20 protein-coding genes are annotated in these 25,422 nt (G+C 73.1%); 12 read left to right on the plus strand and 8 right to left on the minus strand.

The window, feature by feature from the left end; translation table 11 throughout:
• Positions 1-204: 204 nt before the first annotated feature.
• Positions 205-1,890, minus strand: a complete 1,686-nt coding sequence (locus tag IF30_RS0138275) for a GAF domain-containing sensor histidine kinase (protein WP_030247340.1) — start codon at positions 1,888-1,890, stop codon at positions 205-207.
• Between the two features lie 261 nt (positions 1,891-2,151).
• Here IF30_RS0138275 and IF30_RS0138280 point away from each other — a divergent pair, with 261 nt between their 5' ends.
• Positions 2,152-3,195 (plus strand): zinc-dependent alcohol dehydrogenase family protein, encoded by a 1,044-nt coding sequence (locus IF30_RS0138280; protein ID WP_030247343.1) that lies wholly within the window; start codon positions 2,152-2,154, stop codon positions 3,193-3,195.
• A 27-nt stretch (positions 3,196-3,222) separates the two neighbouring features.
• Complete coding sequence (locus tag IF30_RS0138285) at positions 3,223-3,876, plus strand: pyridoxamine 5'-phosphate oxidase family protein (RefSeq protein WP_234322997.1); 654 nt, start codon at positions 3,223-3,225, stop codon at positions 3,874-3,876.
• A 219-nt stretch (positions 3,877-4,095) separates the two neighbouring features.
• Here IF30_RS0138285 and IF30_RS0138290 read toward each other — a convergent pair whose 3' ends face one another.
• Positions 4,096-4,752 (minus strand): TetR/AcrR family transcriptional regulator, encoded by a 657-nt coding sequence (locus IF30_RS0138290; RefSeq protein WP_030247346.1) that lies wholly within the window; start codon positions 4,750-4,752, stop codon positions 4,096-4,098.
• Positions 4,753-4,777: 25 nt separating this feature from the next.
• Entirely contained in the window at positions 4,778-6,217 is a 1,440-nt protein-coding gene (locus IF30_RS0138295; protein WP_051712135.1) for an MFS transporter, read from the minus strand.
• Positions 6,218-6,480: 263 nt separating this feature from the next.
• Between IF30_RS0138295 and IF30_RS0138300 the strand changes: the two genes are divergently transcribed.
• From IF30_RS0138300 to IF30_RS0138310, 3 genes are all read left to right on the plus strand, one after another.
• Positions 6,481-6,684 carry a hypothetical protein gene (locus IF30_RS0138300; RefSeq protein WP_030247350.1) on the plus strand — a complete coding sequence of 68 codons (204 nt, stop codon included), beginning with the start codon at positions 6,481-6,483 and terminating at the stop codon, positions 6,682-6,684.
• Positions 6,685-6,787: 103 nt separating this feature from the next.
• On the plus strand, positions 6,788-8,884 hold the full coding sequence (locus tag IF30_RS0138305) for a trehalose-6-phosphate synthase (RefSeq protein ID WP_234322998.1): 2,097 nt from the start codon (positions 6,788-6,790) through the stop codon (positions 8,882-8,884).
• A 464-nt stretch (positions 8,885-9,348) separates the two neighbouring features.
• Complete coding sequence (locus IF30_RS0138310; protein WP_234322999.1) at positions 9,349-10,728, plus strand: RICIN domain-containing protein; 1,380 nt, start codon at positions 9,349-9,351, stop codon at positions 10,726-10,728.
• Positions 10,729-10,815: 87 nt separating this feature from the next.
• On the opposite strand, the gene IF30_RS0138315 is transcribed toward IF30_RS0138310, so the two are convergent.
• Positions 10,816-12,048, minus strand: coding sequence for a helix-turn-helix domain-containing protein (locus tag IF30_RS0138315; RefSeq protein WP_158835869.1), 1,233 nt, complete (start codon positions 12,046-12,048; stop codon positions 10,816-10,818).
• Positions 12,049-12,311: 263 nt separating this feature from the next.
• Here IF30_RS0138315 and IF30_RS0138320 point away from each other — a divergent pair, with 263 nt between their 5' ends.
• Positions 12,312-13,571 (plus strand): L,D-transpeptidase, encoded by a 1,260-nt coding sequence (locus tag IF30_RS0138320; RefSeq protein WP_234323000.1) that lies wholly within the window; start codon positions 12,312-12,314, stop codon positions 13,569-13,571.
• A 27-nt stretch (positions 13,572-13,598) separates the two neighbouring features.
• On the opposite strand, the gene IF30_RS44320 is transcribed toward IF30_RS0138320, so the two are convergent.
• Complete coding sequence (locus IF30_RS44320; RefSeq protein WP_030247358.1) at positions 13,599-14,033, minus strand: hypothetical protein; 435 nt, start codon at positions 14,031-14,033, stop codon at positions 13,599-13,601.
• 273 nt (positions 14,034-14,306) lie between these two features.
• On the opposite strand from IF30_RS44320, the gene IF30_RS0138330 reads away from it, so the two are divergent.
• Entirely contained in the window at positions 14,307-14,780 is a 474-nt protein-coding gene (locus IF30_RS0138330) for a DIP1984 family protein (RefSeq protein WP_030247360.1), read from the plus strand.
• 376 nt (positions 14,781-15,156) lie between these two features.
• Positions 15,157-16,254: a hypothetical protein gene (locus tag IF30_RS0138335; protein WP_030247362.1), complete on the plus strand. Its 1,098-nt coding sequence runs from the start codon at positions 15,157-15,159 to the stop codon at positions 16,252-16,254.
• A 12-nt stretch (positions 16,255-16,266) separates the two neighbouring features.
• Here the strand turns inward: IF30_RS0138335 and thpR are convergent, their stop codons facing one another.
• Positions 16,267-16,884: an RNA 2',3'-cyclic phosphodiesterase gene (thpR, locus tag IF30_RS0138340; RefSeq protein ID WP_030247364.1), complete on the minus strand. Its 618-nt coding sequence runs from the start codon at positions 16,882-16,884 to the stop codon at positions 16,267-16,269.
• 382 nt (positions 16,885-17,266) lie between these two features.
• Between thpR and IF30_RS0138345 the strand changes: the two genes are divergently transcribed.
• The 4 genes from IF30_RS0138345 to IF30_RS0138360 all read left to right on the plus strand — a co-directional run bounded on the left by IF30_RS0138345 (position 17,267) and on the right by IF30_RS0138360 (position 21,801).
• Positions 17,267-18,361, plus strand: a complete 1,095-nt coding sequence (locus IF30_RS0138345) for a sugar ABC transporter substrate-binding protein (protein WP_030247367.1) — start codon at positions 17,267-17,269, stop codon at positions 18,359-18,361.
• A gap of 100 nt (positions 18,362-18,461) precedes the next feature.
• Positions 18,462-19,241 carry an ATP-binding cassette domain-containing protein gene (locus IF30_RS0138350; protein ID WP_030247368.1) on the plus strand — a complete coding sequence of 260 codons (780 nt, stop codon included), beginning with the start codon at positions 18,462-18,464 and terminating at the stop codon, positions 19,239-19,241.
• On the plus strand, positions 19,238-20,521 hold the full coding sequence (locus IF30_RS0138355; protein WP_030247371.1) for a sugar ABC transporter permease: 1,284 nt from the start codon (positions 19,238-19,240) through the stop codon (positions 20,519-20,521). The genes IF30_RS0138350 and IF30_RS0138355 overlap by 4 nt, the downstream gene beginning before the upstream one ends.
• A gap of 50 nt (positions 20,522-20,571) precedes the next feature.
• A complete protein-coding gene (locus IF30_RS0138360) occupies positions 20,572-21,801 on the plus strand; it encodes an ROK family transcriptional regulator (protein WP_030247373.1) in 1,230 nt (409 codons plus the stop codon).
• A 119-nt stretch (positions 21,802-21,920) separates the two neighbouring features.
• Here IF30_RS0138360 and IF30_RS0138365 read toward each other — a convergent pair whose 3' ends face one another.
• Both IF30_RS0138365 and IF30_RS0138370 read right to left on the minus strand, forming a co-directional pair.
• Entirely contained in the window at positions 21,921-22,340 is a 420-nt protein-coding gene (locus tag IF30_RS0138365; RefSeq protein WP_030247375.1) for a ribonuclease domain-containing protein, read from the minus strand.
• A gap of 192 nt (positions 22,341-22,532) precedes the next feature.
• On the minus strand, positions 22,533-25,422 hold a 2,890-nt coding region (locus IF30_RS0138370; RefSeq protein WP_037902684.1), incomplete at its 5' end, for a type I polyketide synthase.

Consider the following 25,422-nt stretch of genomic DNA (forward strand, 5'->3'; position numbering starts at 1 on the left):
ACCGCAAGCCGGCGCCCCGCCACGACGTGGGCAAGACCGTCAAACGCGAACCCACGCTCCAGGCCCACCTCGCCGCGCGAGGTTAAAGATCAAGCTGAGGCGGCGCGTCCGGCGGCGCGGACGAGCACGACCGATCCTGCTCCGCCTCGGCCACGGCCCCGAGCGCGCCCCAGCGCCCCGGCCCGCACCCGGCGAGGTGCTGGGCTAGGCGCCGGGCAGCGGCACCCGCCAGAGCAGTTCGGTGCCGCCCTCGGGGCGGGCCCGTGCGGTGAAGGTGCCCGCCAGGGCGGTGGCCCGGTCGGCGAGGTTGGCCAGGCCGCTGCGGCGGCCGCCCCCGGGCAGGCCGATCCCGTCGTCGGTGACCCTCAGGGCCAGTTCCTCCCCGGCGGTCACGGTGACGTCCACGGCTCCGGCCCCGGCGTGGCGGGCGGCGTTGGACAGGGCCTCCTCCAGGACCGCGACGGCCGCGTCCGCGATCTCCGCGGGGACGGTTACGTCGAGCAGGCCGGTCATCCGCAGGGCGGGGGTGAAGCCGAGGGCGCGGGCGGCGCGCTCGACCACCTCGACGACGCGGGTGCGCAGGCCGGCCGCGGCCGGGCCCCGCTCGCGCAGGCGCAGGCCGAAGATGGTGGCGCGGATGGTCCTGGCCGTCTCGTCCAGGTCGTCGATCGCCCGGAGCACCCGGTCGGTCGCCTCGGGATGGTCGATGAAGCGGGTCGCGCCCTGGAGGGTCATGCCGGTGGCGAAAAGCCGCTGGATGGCCAGGTCGTGGAGGTCGCGGGCGATCCGGTCCCGTTCCCGCAGCAGCGCGACCTGCTCGGAGTCCCGGCGCCGTTCGGCGAGTTCCATCGCGACCGCCGCCTGGCCGGCGAAGCCGAGCAGCGGCCCCGACTCGTCCTCCTCGAACAGGGAGGTGCCGGCTGCCCGGGCCAGCAGCAGGACGCCCCGGATGCCGCGCTCGGCGGTGCCGACGGGCACCGCGAGCGCCGGGCCGAGCCCCCGGAAGCGCGGGGGGCCCGCGGTGATCCGGGGGTCCTTCTGGACGTCGGGGCTCACCACGAGCCCGCCGGTGCGCAACACCGCACCCATCAGGGAGCCCTCGACCGGCAGCACCAGCCCGCGGTGCTCCTCCGCCCCCAGCCCGACGGCGACGCGCACCTCCAGCTCGCCGGTGCCCGCCGGCGGCACCGCGACCACGGCGAGGTCCGCGCCCGTGATCTCCATCGCCCGGGCGAGCAGCAGATCCAGGACCTCCTGCTCCGCGCTGCCCGACAGCAGGCTGCTGGTCACCTCGGCACTCGCCGCCAGCCAACGCTGCCGCTGCCGGGCCCGGTCGTAGAGGCGGGCGTTGTCGATGGCGACGCCGGCGGCGACGGCGAGGGTGGCGAGGACGGACTCGTCCTCGGCGTCGAATTCGCCGCCGCCGCGCTTCTCGGTCAGGTAGAGGTTGCCGAAGACCTTGCCCCGGATCCGGATCGGCACCCCCAGGAAGCTGCCCATCGGCGGATGGTTGGCGGGGAAGCCGTAGGAGGCCGGGTGGTCGGAGATCCGGCTGAGCCGCAGCGGCTCGGGGTGGCGGATCAGCTCCCCGAGGATGCCGTGTCCGGACGGCAGGTCGCCGATCAGCTTCACCTGGTCGTCGGTGACCCCCACCGGGATGAACTGGGACAGCCGCTGGTCCTCACCGATCACGCCGAGCGCCCCGTACTCGGCGTCCACCAGGGTGACCGCCGCCTCCACGATGTGCTGCAGGGCCTGGGCCAGCTCCAGGTCCCGCCCGACCGCCAGCACCGCCTCCAGCAGGCTGTGCACCCGGTCGCGGGTGCCGCGGGCGGCGTCCAACCGGGTCTGCAGCTCCTCCAGGAGTTCGTCCAGCCGCAGTTTCGGCACGGGATCGGCCGTCTCCGAAGCGGATGTGTCCGAACCGCTGGTGTCCGGCGCGCTGCCCAAGGGGATCCTCCGTGGCTCGCCCCCCGATGGCCCACTGACCAGGGTAGGCGCGGTCTCCTCCGACGGCCGACCGCAGAGGGGGTCCAACGGCCCACCCGAGCACCCCACCGGACCCCTGGCCGGGGGCGCGGCCGCGCTGAACCCTGGAAGTGCGAGCGGAACCGCTCCGGCGCCGCCCGTCCGAGAGGAGCCACCGCGGCCATGAAAGCGCTCACCTACCACGGACCCGGCCGCCGCACCTGGGGCGACGTCCCGGACCCGACCGTGCGAGACCCCGAGGACGCCGTCGTCCGGGTCGACGCGGTCACCGTCTGCGGCACCGACCTGCACATCCTCAAGGGCGACGTCCCCGAGGTCACCGCGGGCCGCATCCTCGGCCACGAAGCCGTCGGCACCGTCACCGAGACCGGGCCGGGCGTGCGCACGGTCGGCGTCGGCGACCGCGTCCTGGCCTCCTGCATCTCCGCCTGCGGCCGCTGCGCCTACTGCCGCACGGCGAGCTACGGCCAGTGCACCGGAGGCGGCGGCTGGATCCTCGGCCACCTGATCGACGGCTGCCAGGCCGAGTACGTCCGCACCCCCTTCGCCGACACCTCCCTGTACAGGCTGCCCGACAGCGTCCGGGACGAGGACGCCCTGCTGCTCGCCGACATCCTGCCCACCTCCTACGAGGTCGGCGTTTGCAACGGACGCATCGGGCCCGGCGACACCGTGGCGATCGTCGGCGCCGGGCCGATCGGACTCGCCGCCGTCCTCACCGCCCGGCTGTACAGCCCCTCCCGCATCATCGCGATCGACCTCGCCGAGAGCCGCCTCGAAGCCGCCAAGCGGTTCGGCGCCGACACGACCCTCACGGTCGCCGAAGCCACCCCGGACGCCATCCGGCGACTGAGCCGCGACGGGCTCGGCGTGGACGTCGCCATCGAGGCCGTCGGCGTCCCCGAGTCCTTCGAACTCTGCACCCGCCTGGTGCGACCCGGTGGCCGGGTGGCCAACGTGGGCGTGCACGGCAAGCCCGCCGTGCTGCACCTGGAGGACCTCTGGATCCGCGACGTCACCATCACCACCGGCCTGGTCGACACGAACAGCACCCCGCTGCTGCTCGACATGCTGGCCGTGGGCCGGCTGGACGTCGGCGGGCTGGTCACCCACCGCTTCGGCCTCGCCGAGATGCAGGACGCCTACGACGTCTTCGCCGACGCGGCCGACACCGGAGCGCTCAAGGTCGCGCTCTTCCGGACGTGACCCACCATGTACGCAGGAGTCGCCACCATGACCAGCCGATCCGACGCGAGCGACGTCACCCACCGGGTCGCCAGGCGCCGCGACCAACTCGGCATGAGCGAAGGGGCGCTCGCCCACCGGGCCGCCATGTCGCCCGCCTACCTGCGGCAACTCCTGCGGGCGGGGCCCGAGTTCGACCCGCCCGCGTTCGTCCGGATCACCACCGTGCTCGGCATGACCTGGCCGGAGCTGTTGTCCGGTCGGCGCCCCGACGCCCCGCCGGGAACCGCCGGCGCCGACCCGCGCCCCCGGCTGTCCCACCTCACCGAGCCGCAGTGCTGGGACCTGCTCGGCACGCACGGCATCGGCCGGATCGGCCTGCCCGGTTCCTCGGCGCCCCTCGTCCTCCCGGTCAACTACGTCGTGGACGCCCGGACGATCGCCTACCGGACCGCCCCCCGGGGCGCCGCCGCCCCGAGGGAGGGCTCGCCCGTCTCCTTCGAGGTGGACCACATCGACGACCACCGCAGCCGGGGCTGGAGCGTCCTCATCCTCGGCGAGGCCCGACGCGTCGGCGTCCCGGAGGAGGAGGAACGCCTCTCGGCCCTCCCGGGCGCCACCCCCTGGGCCGACGGCTCCCGCCCCCTGTGGGTGCGCGTCCGACCGGACGGCGTCAGCGGACGCCGCATCGACACGGTGTGACCGCGTGCGCGGTGCCTGCCGCACTGCGGCACGGCCCGGAGGACGCCATCGGCCACCGGGCCGGAAGCCCTCCGTTCAGGCCGGTGCACCGGAGTCCTGAACCGCCCGGCGGTCGCAGGCGTGCGTTCGCGTAGGGGGAGCGTGTGAGGTCGATGCCATGGGCGGCCCGGGGGCGTCGCCGCTTGTGGTGCGTGGTCGGGCTCCCCGGTGCCGTGGTCCTCAGTCCGCGCGGTGCTCGGGCGGGTCGGCGCGGATCAGGGTGTCGCCGACGGCGGGGTGGGCGAGGGGCTCGGCGGCGGGGCGGAAGCCGGCCAGGACGATGGCGAGGTGGCGGCGCCAGAGGCCGGGTACCTGGCCTTCGGTGTCGTCGATGAGGACGCGCAGTGCCAGTAGGCCGACGTACACGTCGGTGCGGGTGATCTCCTCGCGGACCCGGCCGGTGTGCTTGGCGCGGGTGAGGAGGTCGTCGACCAGGGTGAGCAGTTCCGCGCGGCGTTCGTCGGCTTCGGGCGGGATGGCCGCCCAGAGGCGGGTGAGCCAGCCGTGGCGGACGGCCAGGACCGTGCCGGTGTCCCAGAGCGCCTGTTCCAGGGCCCGGTCGTCGGGCTGCTGCTCGGCGGCGCGGCGGAAGCAGTCGAGGATGGAGTCGAGGATCTCGTCGCTGAGGGCGGTGAGCAGGGACTCCTTGGTGGGGAAGCGGCGGTAGAGGGTGCCCATGCCGACGCCGGCGCGTCCGGCGATCTCCTCGACTCCCGCGTCGGGGCCGAGTTCGGCGAAGACCTCCCACGCGGCCCGCAGCAGCTTCTCCCGGTTCTGTGCCGCGTCGCGGCGCAGGGCCTTGGGCTTGCCGGGTGCGGGCCGGTGGGGGGTGGTCATCGCGAGGCCTGGTCCTTGTGCTCGGTCACCGGTTCACCGTGGTGAGCCGGGGCGATCCCACGCTGTGGTCGCTCCGGCGGCGCCGGGCCGTCGGGATGGCGAGGGACGCGGCGGCGGCGAGCCCGGCGCCGAGGGTCAGGAACCAGAAGGTGCTGGTGTAGCCGGAGTCCTGGGGGAACGGGTGGGCGGCCGTGACCCCGGAGGACAGGATACTGGCCGCCACCGCGCTGCCGATCGCGCCGCCGATGGTGCGGATGTTGGCGTTCATGCCGCTGGCCGCGCCGGTCTGGGCCGGCGGGACGGCTTCGACGACGATGGCGGACATGGCGGAGAAGGCGAGGCCGAGGCCGATGCCGATCAGGGCCGAGGCGGTGTAGATCTGCCAGGCGTGGTCGTGCTGCAGCGCCAGCATCGCGAACGGGACGATGGTGATCAGGCTGCCGGCGATCAGGACGCGCTTGGAGCCGTAGCGGGCGGCGAGCTTGCCGGCCAGCACGCCGAGGGCGAACATGCCGCCGGTCATCGGCAGCATGTAGAGCCCGGACTGGGTGACGTCGGCGGAGAAGCCGTAGCCGGCGAGGTGCTCGGGCGTCTGGACCAGTTGCGGCAGGAAGGTCATCGAGGTGTACATCCCGATGCCGAAGAGCAGGGCGACCAGGTTGGTGGTCCACACGGCCGGGATGCGCATCACGCGCATGTCGATCAGCGGGGCGTCCGAGCGCAGCTCGGTCACGATCCAGTACCCGGCGAAGACCACCGCGGCCGCGAACAGGCCCATGATCCGCAGCGAGCCCCAGCCCCACTTCTGCCCTTCGCTGACGGCGAGCAGGAGGGCCACCAGCCAGACGGAGAGCAGCAGTCCTGCGCGCCAGTCGATCGGTCCGGGGACGCGTACGGGGGACTCGGGGACGAACAGGTAGGTGGCGATCGCCGCGGCGCAGACGAGGATCATCGGCGCCCAGAACAGCCAGTGGTAGTCCAGGTGGTCGACGATCGGCCCGGCCAGGATCAGGCCGAGTCCGGCGCCGACGGCGGTCAGCGCGGCGGTGACGCCGACGGCGCTGCGGACCTTGGCGGGCGGGAACTCGTCGCGGATGATGCCGAAGGCCAGGGGCACCACGGCGCCGCCGGTGCCCTGGATGACCCGCGCGACGATCATCAGACCGACGGAGTGGGAGGCGCCGGCCAGCGCGGACCCGGCGGCGAGGGAGACGAGGGTGACGATCAGCATCCGCTCCTTGCCGACCTTGTCGCCGATCCGGGCCAGGATCGGGGTGGCCACGGAGGCGGACAACAGGTAGCCGGTCATCAGCCAGGTCGCGGTGTCCTGGGTGGTGTGCAGGCGCTCCATCAGGGTCGGCAGGACCGGGACCACCAGCGATTGCAGCAGGGAGAACGCGCCGACACCGAGCAGCAGCACGGCGAAGGTCAGGTTGTAGTGGGGGCGGGCATCTGTTCGGGGCATGGGTGTGCGCTCCAGCGGGACAGCAATTAAGCGGAGAACTGACTCCGCATACTTGGAGGCTAGCAGAAGCGGAGATTGAACTCCGCATGCTGAGTCGAACGCGATCGCCAACCGCCCCTGAAGTGGCATCTGCGCACAGGGGGCTCCGCATCGCACCGCACCGACCTCCGCGGGCGCAGCGAGCGTGGCGCCGCGCGCCCTGGCCGTCCGCACCCCGATCACCGGCCACGGCACCGACCCGCTGGGGCCTGCTCGCCGGCCCCATGAACGTCCACCAGCCCTGCCGGCGCGGCGCCCTCGACGGCACCACCCGAGCCCCGGTCCGGCTCGCCGTCGCCGACCCCGTCAGCGGCGCCGCCGCCACCTCGTCGACCTTCTCGGCAACGCCCCGGGCGTGGGGGCCGGACTGTCGATCGGCTCTCGTGGCCGCCCGCAACCGGCCCTGCCACATCCCCGCCAAGGCGTGACGGAGACGAGTGGAGTGCTGCCGCAGCGTTCGCTCCGAGCCGGTCCGCGCACGGGTGACGTGAACGCTTCACCATGCCTGGTCGGCGTGTTAGCGTCCCTCGGATGTCGAGGATTCTGGTCACCGATCTGGACGGCACCTTGCTCGGCGGCACCCGGGAAGACCGGCGTCGACTGCGGGACGCCCTGGCCCGCCACCCCGAGGTGACACTGGTCTTCGCCACCGGCCGAGGACTGGCCTCCATCCGCGACGTGCTCCGCGATCCGCTCGTTCCGCAACCGCGGTGGATCCTCGCCGACGTCGGCGCCACCGTCATCGACGGCAACGACTTCACCCCCGTGGACTCGCTGCAGGGACGGCTGCGCGCCGGCTGGCCGGGAGCGGACCGCGTACGCGCCGCGTTGCGGCGCTTCCCCGCGCTCACCTACCAGCAGGGCGTCGCCCAGGACGGCCGCTGCTCCTACTACCTGGCCCCGGACCGGCTCACCGCCGAGCTCACCGCAGCCGTGAGAGCACTCGGCTGCGACTGGGTCCACTCCGCGGACCGCTACTTCGACGTACTGCCGCCAGGAGCCTCCAAGGGCAACGCCCTTCGGGCCCTGGCCGGGGACATGGGCTGGGCACCGGAGGAGATCCTGGTCGCCGGTGATTCCCTCAACGACCTGTCACTGTTCCGACTCGGCACGCACGCAGTGATCGTCGGCGGCGCCGAGGCCGCTCTGACAACCGCGGTCGCCGACGACCCACTGGTCCACCGCCCACCCCAGAGCGGCGCGGCCGGCATCCACGCGGCACTGCAGGCCCTGGGCTGGGTCTCCCGCGACCCGGACCGCCTCGGCGGCCGGCACTCCCTCGTCGTGGCCTACCACCGCCCCCCGACGCACTGGAACGGTGGAAGCTGGCAGCCGCCCGCCAGCCCCAACGGCATCCTGCCCACCCTGACCAGCGCCTTCACCGACGGCCTGCCGGGCATCTGGGTCACCGCCCTGGCCGGCGGCGACCAGCAGGCCACCCACCCGCACCCCACCGAACTGCCCCTGTCCCTCGTACCGCTGAGCACCGCCCAGTGGACCGGCTACTTCCACCGCGCCGGCAAGGAGACGCTGTGGCCGGTACTGATGTCCGAACCCGACCGGTCGGTCTTCGACCACCACACCTGGACCGACTACCGCACGGTCAACGCCCGCTTCGCCGAACACATCAGCGCCGAAGCCGCCCCCGGCGCCACCGTCTGGCTCCACGACTACAACCTGTGGCTCGTCCCCGGCCTGCTGCGCACCGCCCGCCCCGACCTGAGGGCCGGCCTCTTCCACCACACTCCGTTCCCGCCACCGGAGATCTTCGCCACCCTGCCCGTCGCCGCCGAACTGCGTGCCTCCCTCGCCTGTCTGGACTGGGCGGGCTTCCACACCGCCGCCTTCGCCGACCACTTCCGCCGCACCCTGGCCGGCGAAGCCGGCCTGCCGCGCACAGCGGTCCACCCGCTCGGCGTCGACCGGCCCGCCATCGAAGCGCTCGTCCGGCGCCACGCACCGCCGCGCCGGCCGGCCGGCCCTCTGGTGCTGTCGGTCGAACGCCTCGACTACGCGAAGGCCCCCATCCAGAAGGTCGACGCCGTCGCCGGACTCCTCGCCCGGCGACCCGAACTGCGCGGCCGCCTGACCTTCCGGCTCGTCTGCCCACCCCCCGAGCCCGGTCTCACCGCCTACGACAGCACCCGCCGCCTCCTCGAACAGCGCATCGCCGAGGTCAACCACACCTGGGGAAAGGGCAGTTGGAGGCCGGTGGACTACCTCCCCCGCAGCCTGTCGTTCCCCGAGGTCGTCGACGAGTACCTGACGGCCGACGTGCTCTGGGTGACCTCGCTGCAGGACGGGATGAACCTGACGGCAAAGGAGTTCATCGCCGCCCAGGCCGCACTCCCCACGCACCGCGCCGGCGGGCCGGGCGTCCTGGTGCTCTCCCGCCACGCGGGCGCCGCCGACGAACTCGGGGACGCGGCCCTGCTCACCGACCCGCGCTCACCGGACGACCTCACATCCGTACTGGCGCGGGCGCTCGTGCTCACCCCCGGCGAACGCCGAAGGCGCATGGACCGGCTCTCCCACCTGCTCGGCCACCAGCGGCCCGCCGACTGGGCCGCCCGGATCGTCCACGCGATCCGGGCCGACGGCGACACCATCACGCCGTCGACGGCATGACCGGTCATGCACTCGATCGGCTGCGCGGCCCCGCCGCACGGCCGACGGCGTGGAACCGGCCGTCCCGGTACGGCGCCACCTGCGGCTTCCCGGCCTGGCCACCGGTGCGCCGGCCGCTGCACGGCAAGGGCCGGAAGGCGACTCGCGCCCGGCTGACCCTCAGGCCGACGCCGGGGCGGACGTTGTGAGAAGGGTTGACTGCGCGTACGGGCTGATGCAGGCTGCGGCCGTCGCCTTCAAGACGTCCCACCACCTTTTGGAGGAGCAAGCCTTTCGCGCGAATTGTTAGCGCTCACAGTCTTGGCGGGCCCTTCCCGCCCCCCCGTGCGCACCAGGCGGCGCCCCACCCCACGCGCATCCCCGAGGGCCCGCCCTCGCCCCAACGAACCGTTTCAACCGGCCCGCGGGAGACCCCGTCGGCCGGCGCCCTGAACTCCTGTCCACCCACAGTGAAGGAAGAGCCCATGAAACGCAGTTCCTTGTTCACCCGTGCGCTGGCCCCGATGGTCGTCATCGTGGCTGCGATCAGCATGGCGCTGAGCACCGGCCTCAGCGCGACGGCCGCTCCGGCAACGGCCGCCGCCCGGATCGCCGCTCCCGCCACGGCGGCAACTCCGGCAACTCCCGCCGCGGGTACCGGTGGCTGCGGCACCGCGCCGTCGCTGGCCAGCGGCACCCACACGATCACCAGCAGCGGCCAGAACCGCAGCTACATCCTGAGGATCCCCGCCAACTACGACCAGAACCACCCCTACCGGCTGGTCTTCGGATTCCACTGGCGGGGCGGCGCCGCCAATGACGTCGACTCAGGCGGCACCGACGGGTACAACTGGTCCTACTACGGACTCAGGCGCCTGGCGGACGCCGACCACAACGGCACGATCTTCGTCGCACCGCAGGGCTTCGACAACGGCTGGGCCAACTCCAACGGCCAGGACATCACCTTCGTCGACGACATGACCAGGCAGCTCGAAGCCGGCCTGTGCGTCGACCCGACGCAGCTCTTCTCCGCCGGGTTCAGCTACGGCGGCGCGATGAGCTACGCGCTCGCCTGCGCCAGGGCGACAGTGTTCCGCGCGGTCGCCGTCTACTCCGGCGCGAACCTCAGCGGATGCAGCGGCGGTACGCAGCCGATCGCGTACATGGGACTCCACGGCCTCCGGGACGACGTCCTGCCCATCTCCTCGGGACGGTCCCTACGCGACCAGTTCGTCAGGAACAACGGCTGCACCGCGCAGAATCCGCCCGAGCCGGCAGCCGGCAGCCTGACCCACGTCGTCACCACCTACTCCGGGTGCAAGTCCGGCTATCCGGTCGTCTGGGCCGCGTTCGACGGTGCGGGCCACGACCCCGGCCCGATCGACGGGTGCACCTGCGACGGCTGGCGCACCTGGACGTCCGGTGAGGTGTGGAAGTTCTTCAGCCAGTTCGGCTCCGGCACTCCCACCCCCGGCAACGGCCAGGAGATCGTGGGCCAGGCGTCGGGCCGTTGCACGGACATCCCCGGGGCCTCCACGACCAACGGCACCCAGGCCCAACTGTGGGACTGCCACGGCGACACCAACCAGCGGTGGACCTACACGGCGGGCAAGCAGCTCGTGGTCTACGGCAACAAGTGCCTGGACGCCTCCGGCAAGGGGACCAGCAACGGCACCGCCGTGGTGATCTGGGACTGCAACGGGCAGACCAACCAGCAGTGGAACGTCAACGCCAACGGCACCATCACCGGAGTGCAGTCGGGCCTGTGCGTGGACGCCGCCGGCACGGGCACGGCGAACGGCACGAAGATCCAGCTCTGGGGCTGCTCGGGCGCGGCCAACCAGCAGTGGAGCCTGCGCAGCTGACCAGGAATCCGGGACCGGCCTCCGCCACTGCGGGACCGGTCCCGGAGCACGCGCCGACCCCCGCCCCGGCGCCGGGGGGGGGGGGGGTCACTGCTGGAAGGGGGGGGGGGCCCCGGCCGGGCCCCCGATGCCCTTGCTGTTGCCGCTGGTCCAGTCCAGTTCCAGGTACCAGCTGACGTCGTGGGAGGTGGTCTCGGCGGTCACCTCGATGACCTCCGGGTCCCGCTCGCTCACCTTGACCGGCAGGCCGATGCTGCCCCCGGTCACGACCGGACGGGGGCGGGCCGCGTCCAGGTCGAGGTCGAAGGAGCGGACGTCGACTCCGCCGCCGCAGCCGTCGCCCATGGAGTAGGCGTTCCAGGGCAGCGGGGCCGCGATCCGGGCGACGCGGACGTTGAGGGCGGTCAGCACCACGGTCTCGCTGCCGGTGCCCTGCACGGTGAGTTCGATCGACTGGTAGTGGCCGGCGACCGCACCGACCCGTGAGACCCAGGCCGGGACGTCCACCACCGCGGGCGGACGGGGTACTTCCGACGGCGGGCGGTTGACCACGTACTGGTCGCACTCGGTGTCCCAGCGGGACGGGCGGACCGTGACGCTGATCGGGGCGTTCGCGCCCTGGTCCGCGGCGTCGGTCGGCCCCGACGGGGTCGCGCCGGTGCCGACGGGCGTGGCGGCGGAGGCGGTCGCCGGAGACGCGGTGGACGGGGCGGTGTCCGCGGTGCGGGCGGGAGCGGAGGCGGGCGGACCGCCCGAGTGGGTCTTGAGGCCGGTGGCGACGGCCCCGATGGTGGCGAGCACCGCGGCAGCCGTCACGGCGGCGAGTGCACCCCGGGACAACCGCCGCTGCGGGGGTACGGCGGGGGCACGCCCGGGGGCGGCCGTCCCGGCTCCGGCGGCGCCTGCCGTGGCCGGTGTCTCCTCCCGCGTCTCCTCCCGCGTCTCCGACGGGGTCTCCTCCGGTTCCGGAGCGGCCGGGGTGTCCGGAACCGTCCGGGCCACCGCAGCCGCTGACGAAGTCTTCGCTTCCGGCGCGGGCGCGGGCGCCTGCCGGTTCGTTCGCGCGGCGTGGGCGACGACCCACAGCCGGTAGAGCTCGGTGCGCTCCTCCGGCGTCGCCCGGCACAGCCGCGCGAGGCGTTCCAGCGGGGCGAACTCCACCGGCATCACGTCGCCGTTGCAGTAGCGGTGCAGGGCCGACGTGCTCACGTGCAGTCGCTTCGCCAGCGCGCCGTAACTGAGCCCCGACCGGCTCTTCAGCTCCTGGAGCAGCCGCGCGACCTCGCCCGCCTCCTTCAACTCCCCGGTCCCCTCTGGCACTGTTCCTCCACCCGCTCGTGAGCCCCCTCGGTGTCGACGCGAGCTCCGGCAAAGAAGCACGCCGCAGAGCGTCCCACGGTTCCCCGAGGCACCGGCGGCACCGGCCGCGGCCTTCCGGCGCCCCGCGAGCGCGTCCCAGGAAGGTTACGTCTTCCCAGCTCAAACCGGGTAGAGGCGTCCCAGCGTCCCTGATCGCCGGCGCACCGTTGCGGCCGGGACGAACCGGCGCCCAAGCTGGCGGCGAACACCGAGAGGGAGCAACTGTGAGCACTGTTGGGGCGGCCCGGGCCGCGATACGCACCAGCGACCGTTTCCACCGCGGCGCGGTGGCACTGGCGATGGGCGGGATCCTGCTGATGACCGCGGCCTGTGGCGACGGCCAGGGCGATGGCGGTGACGCCGCGTCGCCCGGCGCCGCAGCCTCCGGAGCCCCCGCGGCCTCCGGCGCGGCGGCCGCCGCGGCGACGCCGAAGACGTCGACCGCGGTGCTGGACGTGGAGCCGAAGGACGGGGCGCAGGGAGTCGCGCCGACCGCGCTCCAGGTGTCCGTCTCCCACGGAAAGCTCACCGCCGTCGACGTGACGGACAAGGACGGCAAGCCGGTCGCGGGCGCGATCACCCCGGACGGCACCGGGTGGAAGCCCGCCGCCGCGCTCGCCCCCGGCACGGCGTACACGGTGAACGCCCAGGCGAAGGACGACGACGGTCTGGTCTCCGCGGCCACCAGCGCCTTCACCACCGTCGCGCCCGGCAAGCAGGTCTCCACCAACGACAACATCGCCGACGGCCAGACCTACGGCGTGGGCATGATCGTCAAGGTGGACTTCAGCGCCAAGGTCGTGAACAAGGACGCCGTCGCCAACGCCATCACGTTCGAGACGGACAACGGCACCGAGGTGAAGGGCCACTGGTTCGGCGACAACCGGATCGACTTCCGCCCGGCCGACTACTGGAAGCCGAACACCAAGGTCACCATCCACTACCGGCTGAAGAACGTCGAGGTCGCCCCCGGTGTCTGGGGCGACGTCGACAAGGACGAACCGTTCACCATCGGCCGCTCCCAGGTCTCCACCGCGGACGCCGCGGCGCACCAGCTGACGATCAAGCGGGACGGCAAGTCCACCACCGTGCCCGCCACCCTCGGCGACGACCAGCACCCCTCCTGGGGCGGCACCATGGTCGTCATGTCCAAGGAGAAGGTCACCCACATGAACTCCCAGACCGTCGGCATGGGCAGTGAGTACGACATCCCCGCGGTACCGCACGCGATGCGGCTGACCAGGTCCGGCACCTACCTCCACGGCAACTACTGGTACAAGGGCGACCCGTTCGGCAAGGCCAACACCAGCCACGGCTGCGTCGCGCTCAAGGACGTGGAGGGCGGCAGCGACACCTCCCCCGCCGGGTCGTTCTTCAACAGCTCGCTGATCGGCGACGTCGTCACGGTCGTGAACACCAAGGAGAAGACCGTCGCTCCCGACAACGGCCTCGGCGGCTGGAACCTCCCCTGGGGCAACTGGTAGCACCCGCCCGGGCCGTCACCCGGGGTGCTACCGGTCAGCCGCCTCCAGTACCTGCGTGACCAGGGGGACGTCGGCCTTCGGTATCACGATCACGTGCTGCCCGTCGCCGGCCGTCAGGTCGATGCGGGCCATCTTCGGGTGCGGTGTCCTCTGCTCGGACGGCGACAGGCGGAACGGACCCCGGAGGACGACGTCCTCGCGGGTGCGCCGGTTGCGCCAGGTCACCGTGCCGGCAGCGAGGTGGAGGTGGCCGGACGCCGTGTGCGGGATCGTGCGTCCCTTGCCGACCGACAGCATCCTGACCGTGCCCAGCGTCGGGCTCGAGCAGAACACCTGCAAGGTGGTGCCCGCTCGAAGATCGGCGAGGTCCTGCTCCGTGCTCCGCCGCCGGATGCCGACCATCGAGAGCAGGGCATCGGAGAGGGTTCTGGTTCCCGCGGCGCGGCGGATGTCGCTAGTCATGGGGGAGATCCTTCCAGGAGCAGTCGGACGGCTCGTGACCAGGGGGTCTTCGAGACCGCCGGGCTCGGTGAGCCGCACCGCCCGGGCGATCTGAGCCGGGGATCGGGGAGGGCCGCTGCCGGCCTTCCGGGACGGCCGGCAGGCCCGGGGCGTCCGCCGGCCGCTCCATCCGGGCCGCCCGGTCCAGCCGACCGGGCGGCCCCCGTGCCGCGCCGTCACGCACCGGTGTGCATACTTGCCCGACGATCAGGAGGGCACAGGGGTGATGACGCGGTGAAACTGGCTGAAGCGCTCGCGCAGCGCGCGGCGGCGGTGCGGCAGGTGGAGCAGTTGCGAGCGCGCGTCGTCGGCAGTGCCCGCTACCAGGAGGGCGAGGAGCCGGCCGAGAACGCGGCGGAGGTCCTGGCCCAGGCCGGGGAGGTGCTGGACGAGTTGGAGCGGCTGATCCGTCGGATCAACCGGACCAACTCCACCGCGCTCGTCGAGGGCGGCGGCACTCTCACCGACGCGCTTGCCCGCAGGGACGTCCTGCGGCTGCGCCACTCGGTGATCACCGCGGCCGCCGACGCGGCCTCCGGGCGCGACCAGCGGGGAGCGGTACGGCAGTTGCGGTCCGAACTCAGGGTCCTCTCCGCCCTGCCGGTCGCCGAGCTCCGCGCCCGGGCTGACGTCCTGGCCAAGGAGATCCGCGAGGTGGACAGCCTGATCCAGCGCACCAACTGGGAGATCGACCTGATCGAGGACTGACCCCACGAGCCGGGTGTGGGAAGCAGGTAGTCGTCACGGAGGCGTGCACACACCGCGGCCGGCGGTTCATCCGGCCTTGGTGCGTGAAGAGCAACGCAGGGGTTCGATTCCCCACCAACAGTGCAGCTCAGCACCGCGTACAGGTGACAGGGCACACCGCACGGCTCACCACCACGTGCAGATCCGGACGACGAGGGCGGGAACGGGGCGCCCCACACCCTGTGCGAGGGCCGTGCCCACGGTCACGGCCCTCGCACGCAGTCTCCCCGACAGTAGTGGCGGCCCCGCGCGGGGCACGTGCGGGGCCGGTGCGGATCGATCACGGGCTTGTCGGGCGTTCACCGACGGCTGCTCCGCCATCCGGGAGGATGCCGACATGACGATCACACCGCAGCTGGTGGCCAGGTACCCGATCCCGGAACGGGACGGCGCCGAGACGTCGCTCGACGCCACCGGCCCCGTTCCCCGCCTGGAGGTCCGCAGCGCCGAGTCCCTGCGCATCTACGAACTGGCGGAGCAGGCGGAGTTGGCAGCCGAGTTCCCGGCCCCGTCGCCCGACCGGTGGTCGAGGCAGTGGGTGGCTCCCGACCTGTCGATCGCCGTCTTCGGCACCGCGACGGGGTACGTCGCGGTCGCCCAGGACGGCACGAGGCGGTGGGAGCAGTCGTACGGCACGTGGGAGGTGAGCCGCTGGGGCTACCTCGACTTCTCGACGACCGGGGCCGCGCCCCGCCCCGTCGGCGGCTCGGCGGCGGGCGGCGCCGGCCAGGAGCTCCGGATCTGGTTGCGGCTCCCGTCCGGACTGCCCGACAGCACCCTGATCCTCACCCTGGACGCCGCGGGGACGGTGCTGGCACGGAGCGTGCTCCCGTGCGGCGGCCACGGGTGTTTCGTCAGCCTGCTCCGGGACGAGAACGGCGAGGTCTGCGGCGTGACCGTGTCCGAGGGGCGGGCGACGGCCACGCGCTACGAGGCGCGGTGGGAGTCCGGTGCCCTCGTCCTGGGCCGGCAGTTGCCGCAGGGCCGGGGCGGCCGACTCCCGGGCGAGCGCGAGTACCTGGGCGCGGACCGGGGGAACACCCGCTGCATGACCGTGGACCGAAGGGGACGGGACGTCAGCTGGCACGTCCTCCCGACTCACCGGGTCACCGCCTCGCTCGCCCTGAGTGACTTCCCGCCTCCCGGCACCGGTGACTGCGCGGTGCACAACGCCCCGTACATCTCCTCCTCCGGCGGCTTCGTGGACGACGGGACGGCGATGGTGGTGCTCCACAACCCGTACGACGAGGCCGCCGTGTACGTGTTCGGCCGGGACGACTGGAGGGAGCACAGCCACTGGCTCGCCGACCCCGCCACCGGTGCCCTGCACGGCCGGGTCGAGTACCCGATGGCCGAGGTCGACACCGCGGTGCCGGTCGGCGACGGTACCTGGATCACGCAGGAATGGGACGCGCTCTACCGCTGGCGGCGCTGAGCCCGCGCCGGGCTACGGCTCGGCGGGGGCGCTGCCGCCCCCGGCCCGGAGCGCGGTGCCGAACCGCCACGCCTCGATGTCGCGGTAGCGGATCGGCCCGGGGCCACGGCCGATGTTGCTGCCGACCAGGTGGAGGCGCTCGGTGCGCCACGGTCGGCTCACGAAGTCGGCGAGCCCGGCCGCGGCCTGCGGCACGCTGGTGGAGTCGTCGCGGCGGGACCGCGCAAGGGTCAGATGGGGCCGCAGCGGGCGGTCGCCGAACTCGATCCCGCAGGACCCGACCAGCTCCCGGACGTCGGCCGCGAGCCGGTGCAGTCCCTCCAGGTCCCCGTCGATCCCGCTCCACAGCAGTCGGTCGTCGAACTGGCCGCCCCCGCGCAGGCCCAGTCGCAGGGCGGGGCGCGACGCCGCCAGGGCGGCCAGCCCCGACCGCAGCGGCGGCACTGCCGTGGAAGGCAGTTCACCGAGGAAGGCCAGGGTGATGTGCCAGTCCTCGATCCGGTTCCACCGCAGCCGCGGGTACCCGGCGTAGGCGGGCCGCAGGGCCCGGGCCAACTCGTCCTTGGCCTCGTCGGGCGGAGCCAACGCCACGAAGACGCGCACGGTCGAGGGCTCGGGGTGATCGTCCACCAGGGATTTCTAGCACCCGGTGGGCGCGCCAGTGGACGGGGGTCCGCGGAGAACGGCCGGACTGCCCGGGAAAGCCCTTGCCCGGGTCCGGCGCCGAGCGGCGGGCACGGGGTTCTTCCCGCTGCGAGCCACGTGCGCCCGGGCGGCGGGCACGGGTTCTTCCCGCTGCGGGCCCCGCGCTGTCCAGGGCCTGACGGTAATTCGATCGTTACGTTCGAGGGTCGACGCGAGGGGTTGGCGGACCTCACCACGGCCCGTATGTTGTCGCAGGCAACAAACAGGGGGCCGGCTGTTTCCCCGCTCCGGGCTCGTGCCCTTCCCCACCCTTCCTCAGCCACGCACGTCCGGCGTCGGCCGGACACGCCTCGAAAGGACCCTGCCCATGCGCAAGGGACTCCTGTTCGCCACCGCTGCCGTGTCAGCGGCCCTGCTCTCCACCGTCACCGCCTGCGGCTCCTCGGGCTCCGGTGCCGGCTCCGGAGGCGCCAAGAAGCCGAAGATCGGCGTGATCCTGCCGGACAGCAAGTCGTCCGTGCGCTGGGAGACCGCCGATCGGCCCTACCTCGCGGCGGCCTTCAAGGCCGCGGGCGTGGACTACGACATCCAGAACGCCGAGGGCGACAAGCAGGCGTTCCAGACCATCGCCGACCAGATGATCACCAGCGGCGTGAACGTCCTGGTGATCGTCAACCTCGACAGCGGGACCGGCAAGGCCGTCCTCGACAAGGCCAAGGCCCAGGGCGTGGCCACCATCGACTACGACCGGCTCACCCTCGGCGGCTCCGCCCAGTACTACGTCAGCTTCGACAACACCCAGGTCGGCAAGCTCCAGGGCGACGGCCTGACGAAGTGCCTGACCGACATGGGCGCCAAGAACCCCGTGGTCGCCGAGCTCAACGGCTCCCCGACGGACAACAACGCCACCCTGTTCGCCAACGGCTACAACGGCGTGCTGGACCCGCTGTACGCCTCCGGGCAGTACACCAAGGGCCCCAACCAGTCGGTGCCGGACTGGGACAACGCCCAGGCGCAGACCATCTTCGAGCAGATGTACACCAGCCAGCCGGCCATCGGCGGCGTGCTCGCGGCCAACGACGGACTGGCCAACGCGGCCATCGCCGTGCTGCGCAAGAACCACCGCAACGGGCAGGTGCCGGTCACCGGCCAGGACGCCACGGTGCAGGGCCTGCAGAACATCCTGGCGGGCGACCAGTGCATGACCGTCTACAAGGCCGTGAAGAAGGAGGCCGACGCGGCGTCCGCCCTCGCGGTCTCACTGGCCGGCGGCAAGAAGGGCGACACCAAGGCCACCGTCCACGACCCGACGGGCAACCGCGACGTCCCGTCGGTGCTGCTCGCACCCCAGGCCGTCTTCAAGGACACCGTCCAGGACGTCGTCACCGACGGCTACGTCACCAAGGCGCAGCTGTGCACCGGCGACTACGAAGCGCTGTGCACCAAGGCCGGCATCAAGTGAAGGCCGCCCGCAGGTAGCGCGTGAGCGCACGGCCGTACCAGTGGGCCCCGGCCGCCGGCGGCACGAGGCCCACCCCGCCACACCCCCAGGAGCCTCACCCATGACAGAAACACCGACTCTAGAGCTGCGCGGGATCGACAAGAGCTTCGGCCCCGTCCAGGTCCTGCACGACGTCGCGTTCAGCGCCTACGCGGGGGAGGTCACGGCGCTCGTCGGTGACAACGGCGCGGGCAAGTCGACGCTGGTCAAGTGCATCGGCGGAATCCACCCCACCGACGCGGGCGACTACCTGTTCGAAGGCCGCCCCGTCCAGGTGCACAGCCCGCGCGAGGCCGGCGCGCTCGGTGTGGAGATCGTCTACCAGGACCTCGCGCTCTGCGACAACCTCGACATCGTGCAGAACATGTTCCTGGGGCGGGAGAAGCGCCGCGGCCTGGTGCTGGACGACTCGACGATGGAGGAGATGGCCGCCGCGACGCTCCGGGGACTGTCGGTGCGCACGGTCAAGTCCCTCCGCCAGAAGGTCTCCAGCCTCTCCGGCGGCCAGCGCCAGACCGTCGCCATCGCCAAGGCGGTGCTGTGGAACAGCAAGCTGGTGGTCCTCGACGAGCCGACCGCGGCCCTGGGCGTCCCGCAGACCGCGCAGGTCCTGGAACTCGTCCGCCGGCTGGCCGACAACGGGCTGGCCGTCGTGCTCATCTCGCACAACATGAACGACGTCTTCGCGGTCTCCGACCGGATCGCCGCGCTCTACCTCGGGCGGATGGCCGCCCAGGTCAGGGCCTGCGACGTGACGCACGCCCAGGTCGTCGAACTGATCACCTCGGGCCGCAGCGGCGACCTGGGACCGCAGACCACCCCCAAGGGAGCCGCCGTATGACCGCCGCCCTCGCCCCCCAGAAGCCGGAGCGGCCGAACCGTCCCACCGGCTCCGACGCCGCCCAGGGCCGGTCCCCGGCGTCCGGCCTGGCCGACCTGGGCCGCAACTACCTGGAGCAGGTGCGCGCCGGCGAACTCGGCGCCCTCCCCGCCGTGGCCGGCCTGGTCGTCCTGTGCGCCTTCTTCGCCGTGCTGCGGCCGGTCTTCCTGTCCAACCTGAACTTCGCCAACCTGCTCACCCAGAGCGCCGGCAGCATAGCCATCGCCATGGGGCTGGTCTTCGTCCTGCTGCTCGGCGAGATCGACCTGTCGGCCGGCTACGCCAGCGGGGTCTGCGCCGCGGTGCTGGCCATCCTGCTGACCAACCACGGCTGGCCCTGGTACGCCGCGGTGGCCGCCGCGATGCTGACCGGCGCGGCCATCGGCCTGCTCATCGGCACGCTGGTCGCCAAGGTCGGCATCCCCTCCTTCGTGGTGACACTGGCCGCGTTCCTCGGCTTCCAGGGCGTCGTGCTGATGCTGCTGAAGGAGGGCACCAACGTCTCCGTCAAGGACCCGACCATCCTGGCCATCGCCAACAACAACCTCAGCCCCGTCCTCGGCTGGGTCCTGCTGGCCGGCTGCGCCGCCGGTTATGCCGCCCTGCAGTTGCGCCGCAGCCGCGACCGGCGCGGCCGGGGGCTCGCCGGAACCCCGATGACGCTGATGGCGATCCGCACCGGAGCCGTCGTGGTGCTCGGCGGCGCAGCCGTGTACCTGCTCAACCAGGAGCGCAGCCGCAACGTCATCGTCGGCTCGCTCAAGGGCGTTCCCATCGTCGTGCCCGTGATCGGAGTCCTCCTCCTGCTCGGAACCCTCACCCTCCAGCGCACCGGCTTCGGCCTGCACATCTACGCGGTGGGCGGCAGCGCCGAGGCCGCCCGCCGGGCCGGCATCAACGTCGCCTTCATCCGCACCGCCGCCTTCGTGATCTGCTCCTGCCTGGCCGCCGTCGGCGGCATCATCGCCGCCTCGCGCGGCAACTCGGTGGACCCCAACACCGGTGGCAGCAACGTCCTGCTGCTCGCCGTCGGCAGCGCCGTGATCGGCGGCACCAGCCTGTTCGGCGGCCGCGGCCGCGTGGTCGACGCCGTGCTCGGCGGCCTGGTCGTCGCGGTGATCCAGAACGGCATGGGGCTGATGGGTTACAGCTCGGGGGTCAAGTACGCTGTCACGGGCTCGGTGCTGCTGGTGGCCGCCGGTGTGGACGCCATGTCCCGCCGCCGCTCGGCCCGACGATGAGGGTCGCCGAGTCCCGCCGCCGCCCAGCCCGACGATGAGAGTCCCCTGCCATGAAAGCCGGTCCTTCCCAGGAAGAGGTCCGTCAGCAGAACCTGGGTGCCCTGCTGCGCCACGTCCACTTCGACGGGGCCGCCTCGCGGACCGTGCTGGCGACCCGGCTCGGCCTCAACCGCAGCACCATCCTGGGCCTGGTCGGTGATCTGGCGGCGGCCGGCCTGGTCCGCGAGGAGCTGCCGCAGGAGACCCGCCGGGCCGGGCGGCCCTCACTGGTCGTCAAGCCGGAGTCCACCCGGGTGCACGTGCTGGCGGTCGACCTGGGGGTGGAGCGGCTGGCGGCGGCCCTGATCGGACTCGGCGGCGTGTTCCTGGACCGCCGGGAGTGCCCGTGGCCCTCCGGACACCCGCAGGACCCCGCCCGCGTGGCCGCCATCCTCGCGGGATTCGCCCACCGGATGCTGGACGGTGCCCCGGCCGGCAGCTCGTGCGTCGGCATCGCGGTGGCGGTGCGCGGCATCGTCCGCCACCCCGACGGGCTGGTCAGCCTCACACCCAACATGGGCTGGCGGGACCTCGACTTCGCCGGCGCGTTCACCGAGCGGCTCCGCGTGGACGTGCCGGGCCTGGACGTGCCGGTGCTGGTCGCGAACGAGGCCAACCTCGGCGCACTCGCCGAGCACCGGCGGGGCGTCGGCCGCGGCACCCAGAACCTGGTCTACCTCAACGGCGAGATCGGGATCGGCGCCGGAGTGATCATCGACGGTGAACTCCTGCGCGGCGCACGCGGGTACGCCGGCGAGGTCGGCCACATGACGGTCAACCCGTACCGCGGACGGCCGTGCGGCTGCGGCGCCCGCGGCTGCCTGGAGGCCGAGGCCGGTGAGCGCGCCCTCCTGGAGGCCGCCGGCCGGGACGGCGCCGTCACCGGCACCGACGCCGTGCGGTCGGTGGTCACCGCTGCCGACCGCGGGGACGTCACCGCCCGCGAGGCGCTGCACCGCGTCGGCGACTGGCTCGGCATCGGGATCGCGAACCTGGTCAACCTCTTCGATCCCGACCTGGTCATCCTCGGCGGGACGCTCCGGGACGTCTTCCTCGGCTCCGCCGCCCAGGTGCGCAGCCGGATCAACACCAACGCCCTGGCCGCGGTGCGGGAGCACCTGCGGCTCCGGGTCGGCGAACTCGGCGGCGACACCGTCCTGATCGGCGCCGCCGAGCTGGCGTTCGGCGAGGTGCTCACCCGGCCGCTGGAGACGCTGGCCCGTTGCGCGTCGGTCACCTGAACCCGGTTCGGCTTCCGTCGACGCCGGCCGTCGGGCACGCAGGGGCGGGGCCCGGGACCGTTCCGGTGCGGCATCCTCGTGGAGTCGGCGCCGGAACGGCCCGGGGTGTCGGTGCGCTCCTACAGCCGGTAGAAGTCCCGGTAGTGGTTGGGGGAGTACCAGACCACGCCGGTGTTGGCGTCGACGACGATCCGGTAGGCGTCCCGGTGGTCGCCGCAGGCGCGCGGGTAGACGTCGTACTCGTGGAAGGTGTCGCCGGCGGGCAGCTGCCCGTCGTTGTTGTAGAACTCGCCGCCTGCGAAGCTGCACTGGCCGTCGGGCCAGTCGTACCAGCCGCGACTGGTCGGGTAACCGGCGGCGGACCAGGTCGAGTTGGCCGATGCGGCGGCGGAACAGCCGGCTATCGCACAGGAGTTGTGGACCGCCGCGCTGGCGGCCGGGCTGTAGAGCACGGACATGCCGAGCACGGATGCGATGGCGGCGGCGAGCACCGCGAAACGCTTCGTCCAGGACAGCTGGGGATGACGCCGAGTGAGCACAGGACCTCCAGGCCGTGGTGTGTGTGGACATGACACTCTGCTGGTCCTGCGTGACATCCGCATGTACCGCCGGTAACGGGATGTGAGCGCTAACACGAGGACTTGTTCCACGTCGCGGGTGGATGCGCCGCACGGACGTGGTCACGGTGCGGCCCCGGCCCGAAGGCCGGGGCCGCACCGTGCAGGGGTCGGTCAGTCCAGGCCGGCGAGGGCCATCCGGATCAGCTCGTCGGTGTCGGCCTCCTGGATGGAGGCGCTGCGGTCCTCCGGGGTCGGCGCCGGGTCGGCCGTCCGGCCCAGCCGCAGCAGCGGCTCGACCAGACCGGACGCCCGCAGGACGTCCATCGGGATGGCGGCCAGGGCCTGGCGGATCGACGCCTCGTCGACGGTGTCGGCACCGCCGTCGGCACCGCCGGCGTGACCGAGGCCGTCACCGAGTCCGAGGCGGGCGTCCAGCTCCTGGGCCATCGTGACGGGCGTGGGGTAGTCGAAGACGAACGTGCTGGGCAGCCGAAGACCGGTGAGCCGGCCCAGGCTGTTGCGCAACTCGACCGCCATCAGGGAGTCGAAGCCGAGGTCCATCAGACCGCGGTCCGGGGTGATCGCCCGCAGGCTGCCATGCCCCAGGATCTCGGCGATCCTGGAGCGGACCGAGTCCAGCAGCGCGTCGACCCGTTCGGCGGCGCCGAGCGCCGCCAACCGATCGCGCAGCACGGGCTCTTCGGCCGCCCGGGCGGATGCGGAGACCGCATGGACCGCCGGGCGGACCAGCGAGCGGAAGAGCGCCGGCACCGTCGCGGCGCCCCGCAGCGCCGCCGTGTCGACCCTGGCCGGCACCAGCACCGGCCGGTCCGTCAGGAGCGCCCGGTCGAACAGGGCGAGCGCGTACCCGGCGGACATCGGCGCGATGCCCGAGCGGCGCAGTCGCGCCTGGTCCTGGGAGTCCAGGGTGCCCGCCATGCCGCCCGGCTGGGCCCACAGCCCCCAGGCGAGGGAGTGGGCGGGCAGGCCGCGGGCCCGACGGTGGGTGGCGAGGGCGTCGAGGTAGGCGTTGGCGGCGGCGTAGTTGGCCTGTCCGGGACTGCCGACGATGCCGGCGATCGAGGAGTAGAGGACGAACGCCTGCAGGTCGAGGTGTTCGGTGGCCCGGTGGAGGTGCCAGGCGGCGTCGACCTTGGGCCGGAGGACGGTGTGGAGCTGCCCGGGGGCGAGGGCGGTCACGGTGGCGTCGTCGAGGAGGCCGGCGGTGTGGACGACGGCGGAGAGGGGGCGGTCGGCGGGGATGGCCGCGATGAGCGCGGTGACCGCGTCGGCGTCGGTGGTGTCGCAGGCGGTGACGGTCACGGTGGCGCCCAGTTCCCGGAGCTCTTCGGTGAGCCGGTCGGCTCCCGGACCGTCGGGGCCGCGCCGGCTGGTGATCACCAGGTGCCGTACACCGTGGGCGGTGACGAGATGGCGGGCGAGCAGGGTGCCGAGGGTACCGGTGCCGCCGGTGACCAGGACGGTCCCGTCCGGGTTCAGCGGGCGCGGCTCGGCCTGGGCCTCGGACGCGCCGACGACGGCCAGGCGCGGAGCCAGGAGCTGCCCGTCGCGCAGGGCGAACTGCTCCTCCCCGGCGGCGAGCGCGGTCGGCAGGGCCAGCCAGGAGGCCTCGCTGCCGTCGTGGTCGACCAGCACGAACCGGCCGGGGTGTTCCGAGAGCGCCGCGCGGACCAGACCCCAGGCGGGCGAACCCGCCGGCACCGGGACGTCGTCGCCCGGGCCGGCCGCCACGGCGCCCCTGGTCACCACGACCAGCCGGGCGTCGGCGAGCCGGTCGTCGGCGACGAAGTCCTGGACGGCCGCCAGGACGCTCTCGGCGATGCGGTGGGCGGCCGCGACCTGCTCGTCGGGCCCGTGGCCGTCGGCGTTGGTGTCGGCGTCGGTGTCGGTGTCGGCGTCGACGGGCAGGACGAGGAGCACATCGCTGGGCGGGGCGTCGGTGGTCTTCTCGGCGAGGGCCGCAAGATCCGGGTGGACGTCCAGGAGCAGGCCCGGGGGCAGCTCGGGAAGGGTGCCGAGAGCAGCCAGCCGGACCGACCCCGAGCCCGGCCGGGCCACGGTGGCCCAGTCGAGTCCGTACAGCGGCACGGCGGCTCCGGCGCGGTGGAAGGTCGCCGGGTCGACCCGGCGTACGGTCAGCGACTCGACGGAGGCCACCGGCGCACCGGTCGCAGGCTCGATGAGGGTGAGGGCGAGGCTCTCCGCGCCCTTACCGGCTCGGGACATCCGCACGCGCAGCGCTGTCGCGCCGGTCGCCCCGGTGCCGTGGAGGCTGACGCCCTGCCACGCGAACGGCAGCCGGAGGCCGTCGTCAGCGCCGGACCAGACCGCCAGCGGGTGCAGGGCGGCGTCGAGCAGCGCCGGGTGGAGGGCGAACCCGTCCGTGGCGGCTCCCTCGGGGAGAGCGACCTCCGCGTAGAGGTCCGTTCCGTGCCGCCAGACGGCCCGCAGGCCGCGGAAGAGCGGACCGTACTCGACGCCTGCCTCGGCGACCTGCGCGTACAGGGCCTCGACGGGCACCGCCTCGGCTCCGGCCGGCGGCCAGGCCTCCGGCTGGGCGGGGGCAACGGTGGACGGCGCGCTCACGGTCAACCTGCCGGAGGCGTTGCCGACCCACGGCTGGGCCGCATCCTCCCCGGCGGCGCGCGGGCGGGACCGGAAGCCGATGGGACGGGCCCCCGACTCGTCGGCCGGGCCGACGAGCACCTGGAACTCGACCTCGCCCCGCTCGGGCAGCACCAGCGGGTGATCCAGGACGAGATCGTCCAGTCGGTCGACTCCGAGCCGATCGCCGAGCTTCAGCGCGATGTCCGCGAACGCCGCGCCCGGCAGCACCGGTCCGCCCAGGACGGCGTGCTCACCCAGCCACGCGTGGCGCTCCAGGGCGAGGACACCGGTGAACAGGTGCCCGTCGTCCGGGAGTTCGATCGCGATGTCGAGCAGCGGGTGGCCGCCCGGGGTGAGACCGGCGGAGCCGGAGGGTGTGGCGGGGGTGGGGTGGAGCCAGTAGCGGTTGCGTTGGAAGGGGTAGGTGGGGAGG

Origin of the sequence: Streptomyces sp. NRRL S-350, from assembly GCF_000719705.1 — a bacterium.
Taxonomy (GTDB): domain Bacteria; phylum Actinomycetota; class Actinomycetes; order Streptomycetales; family Streptomycetaceae; genus Kitasatospora.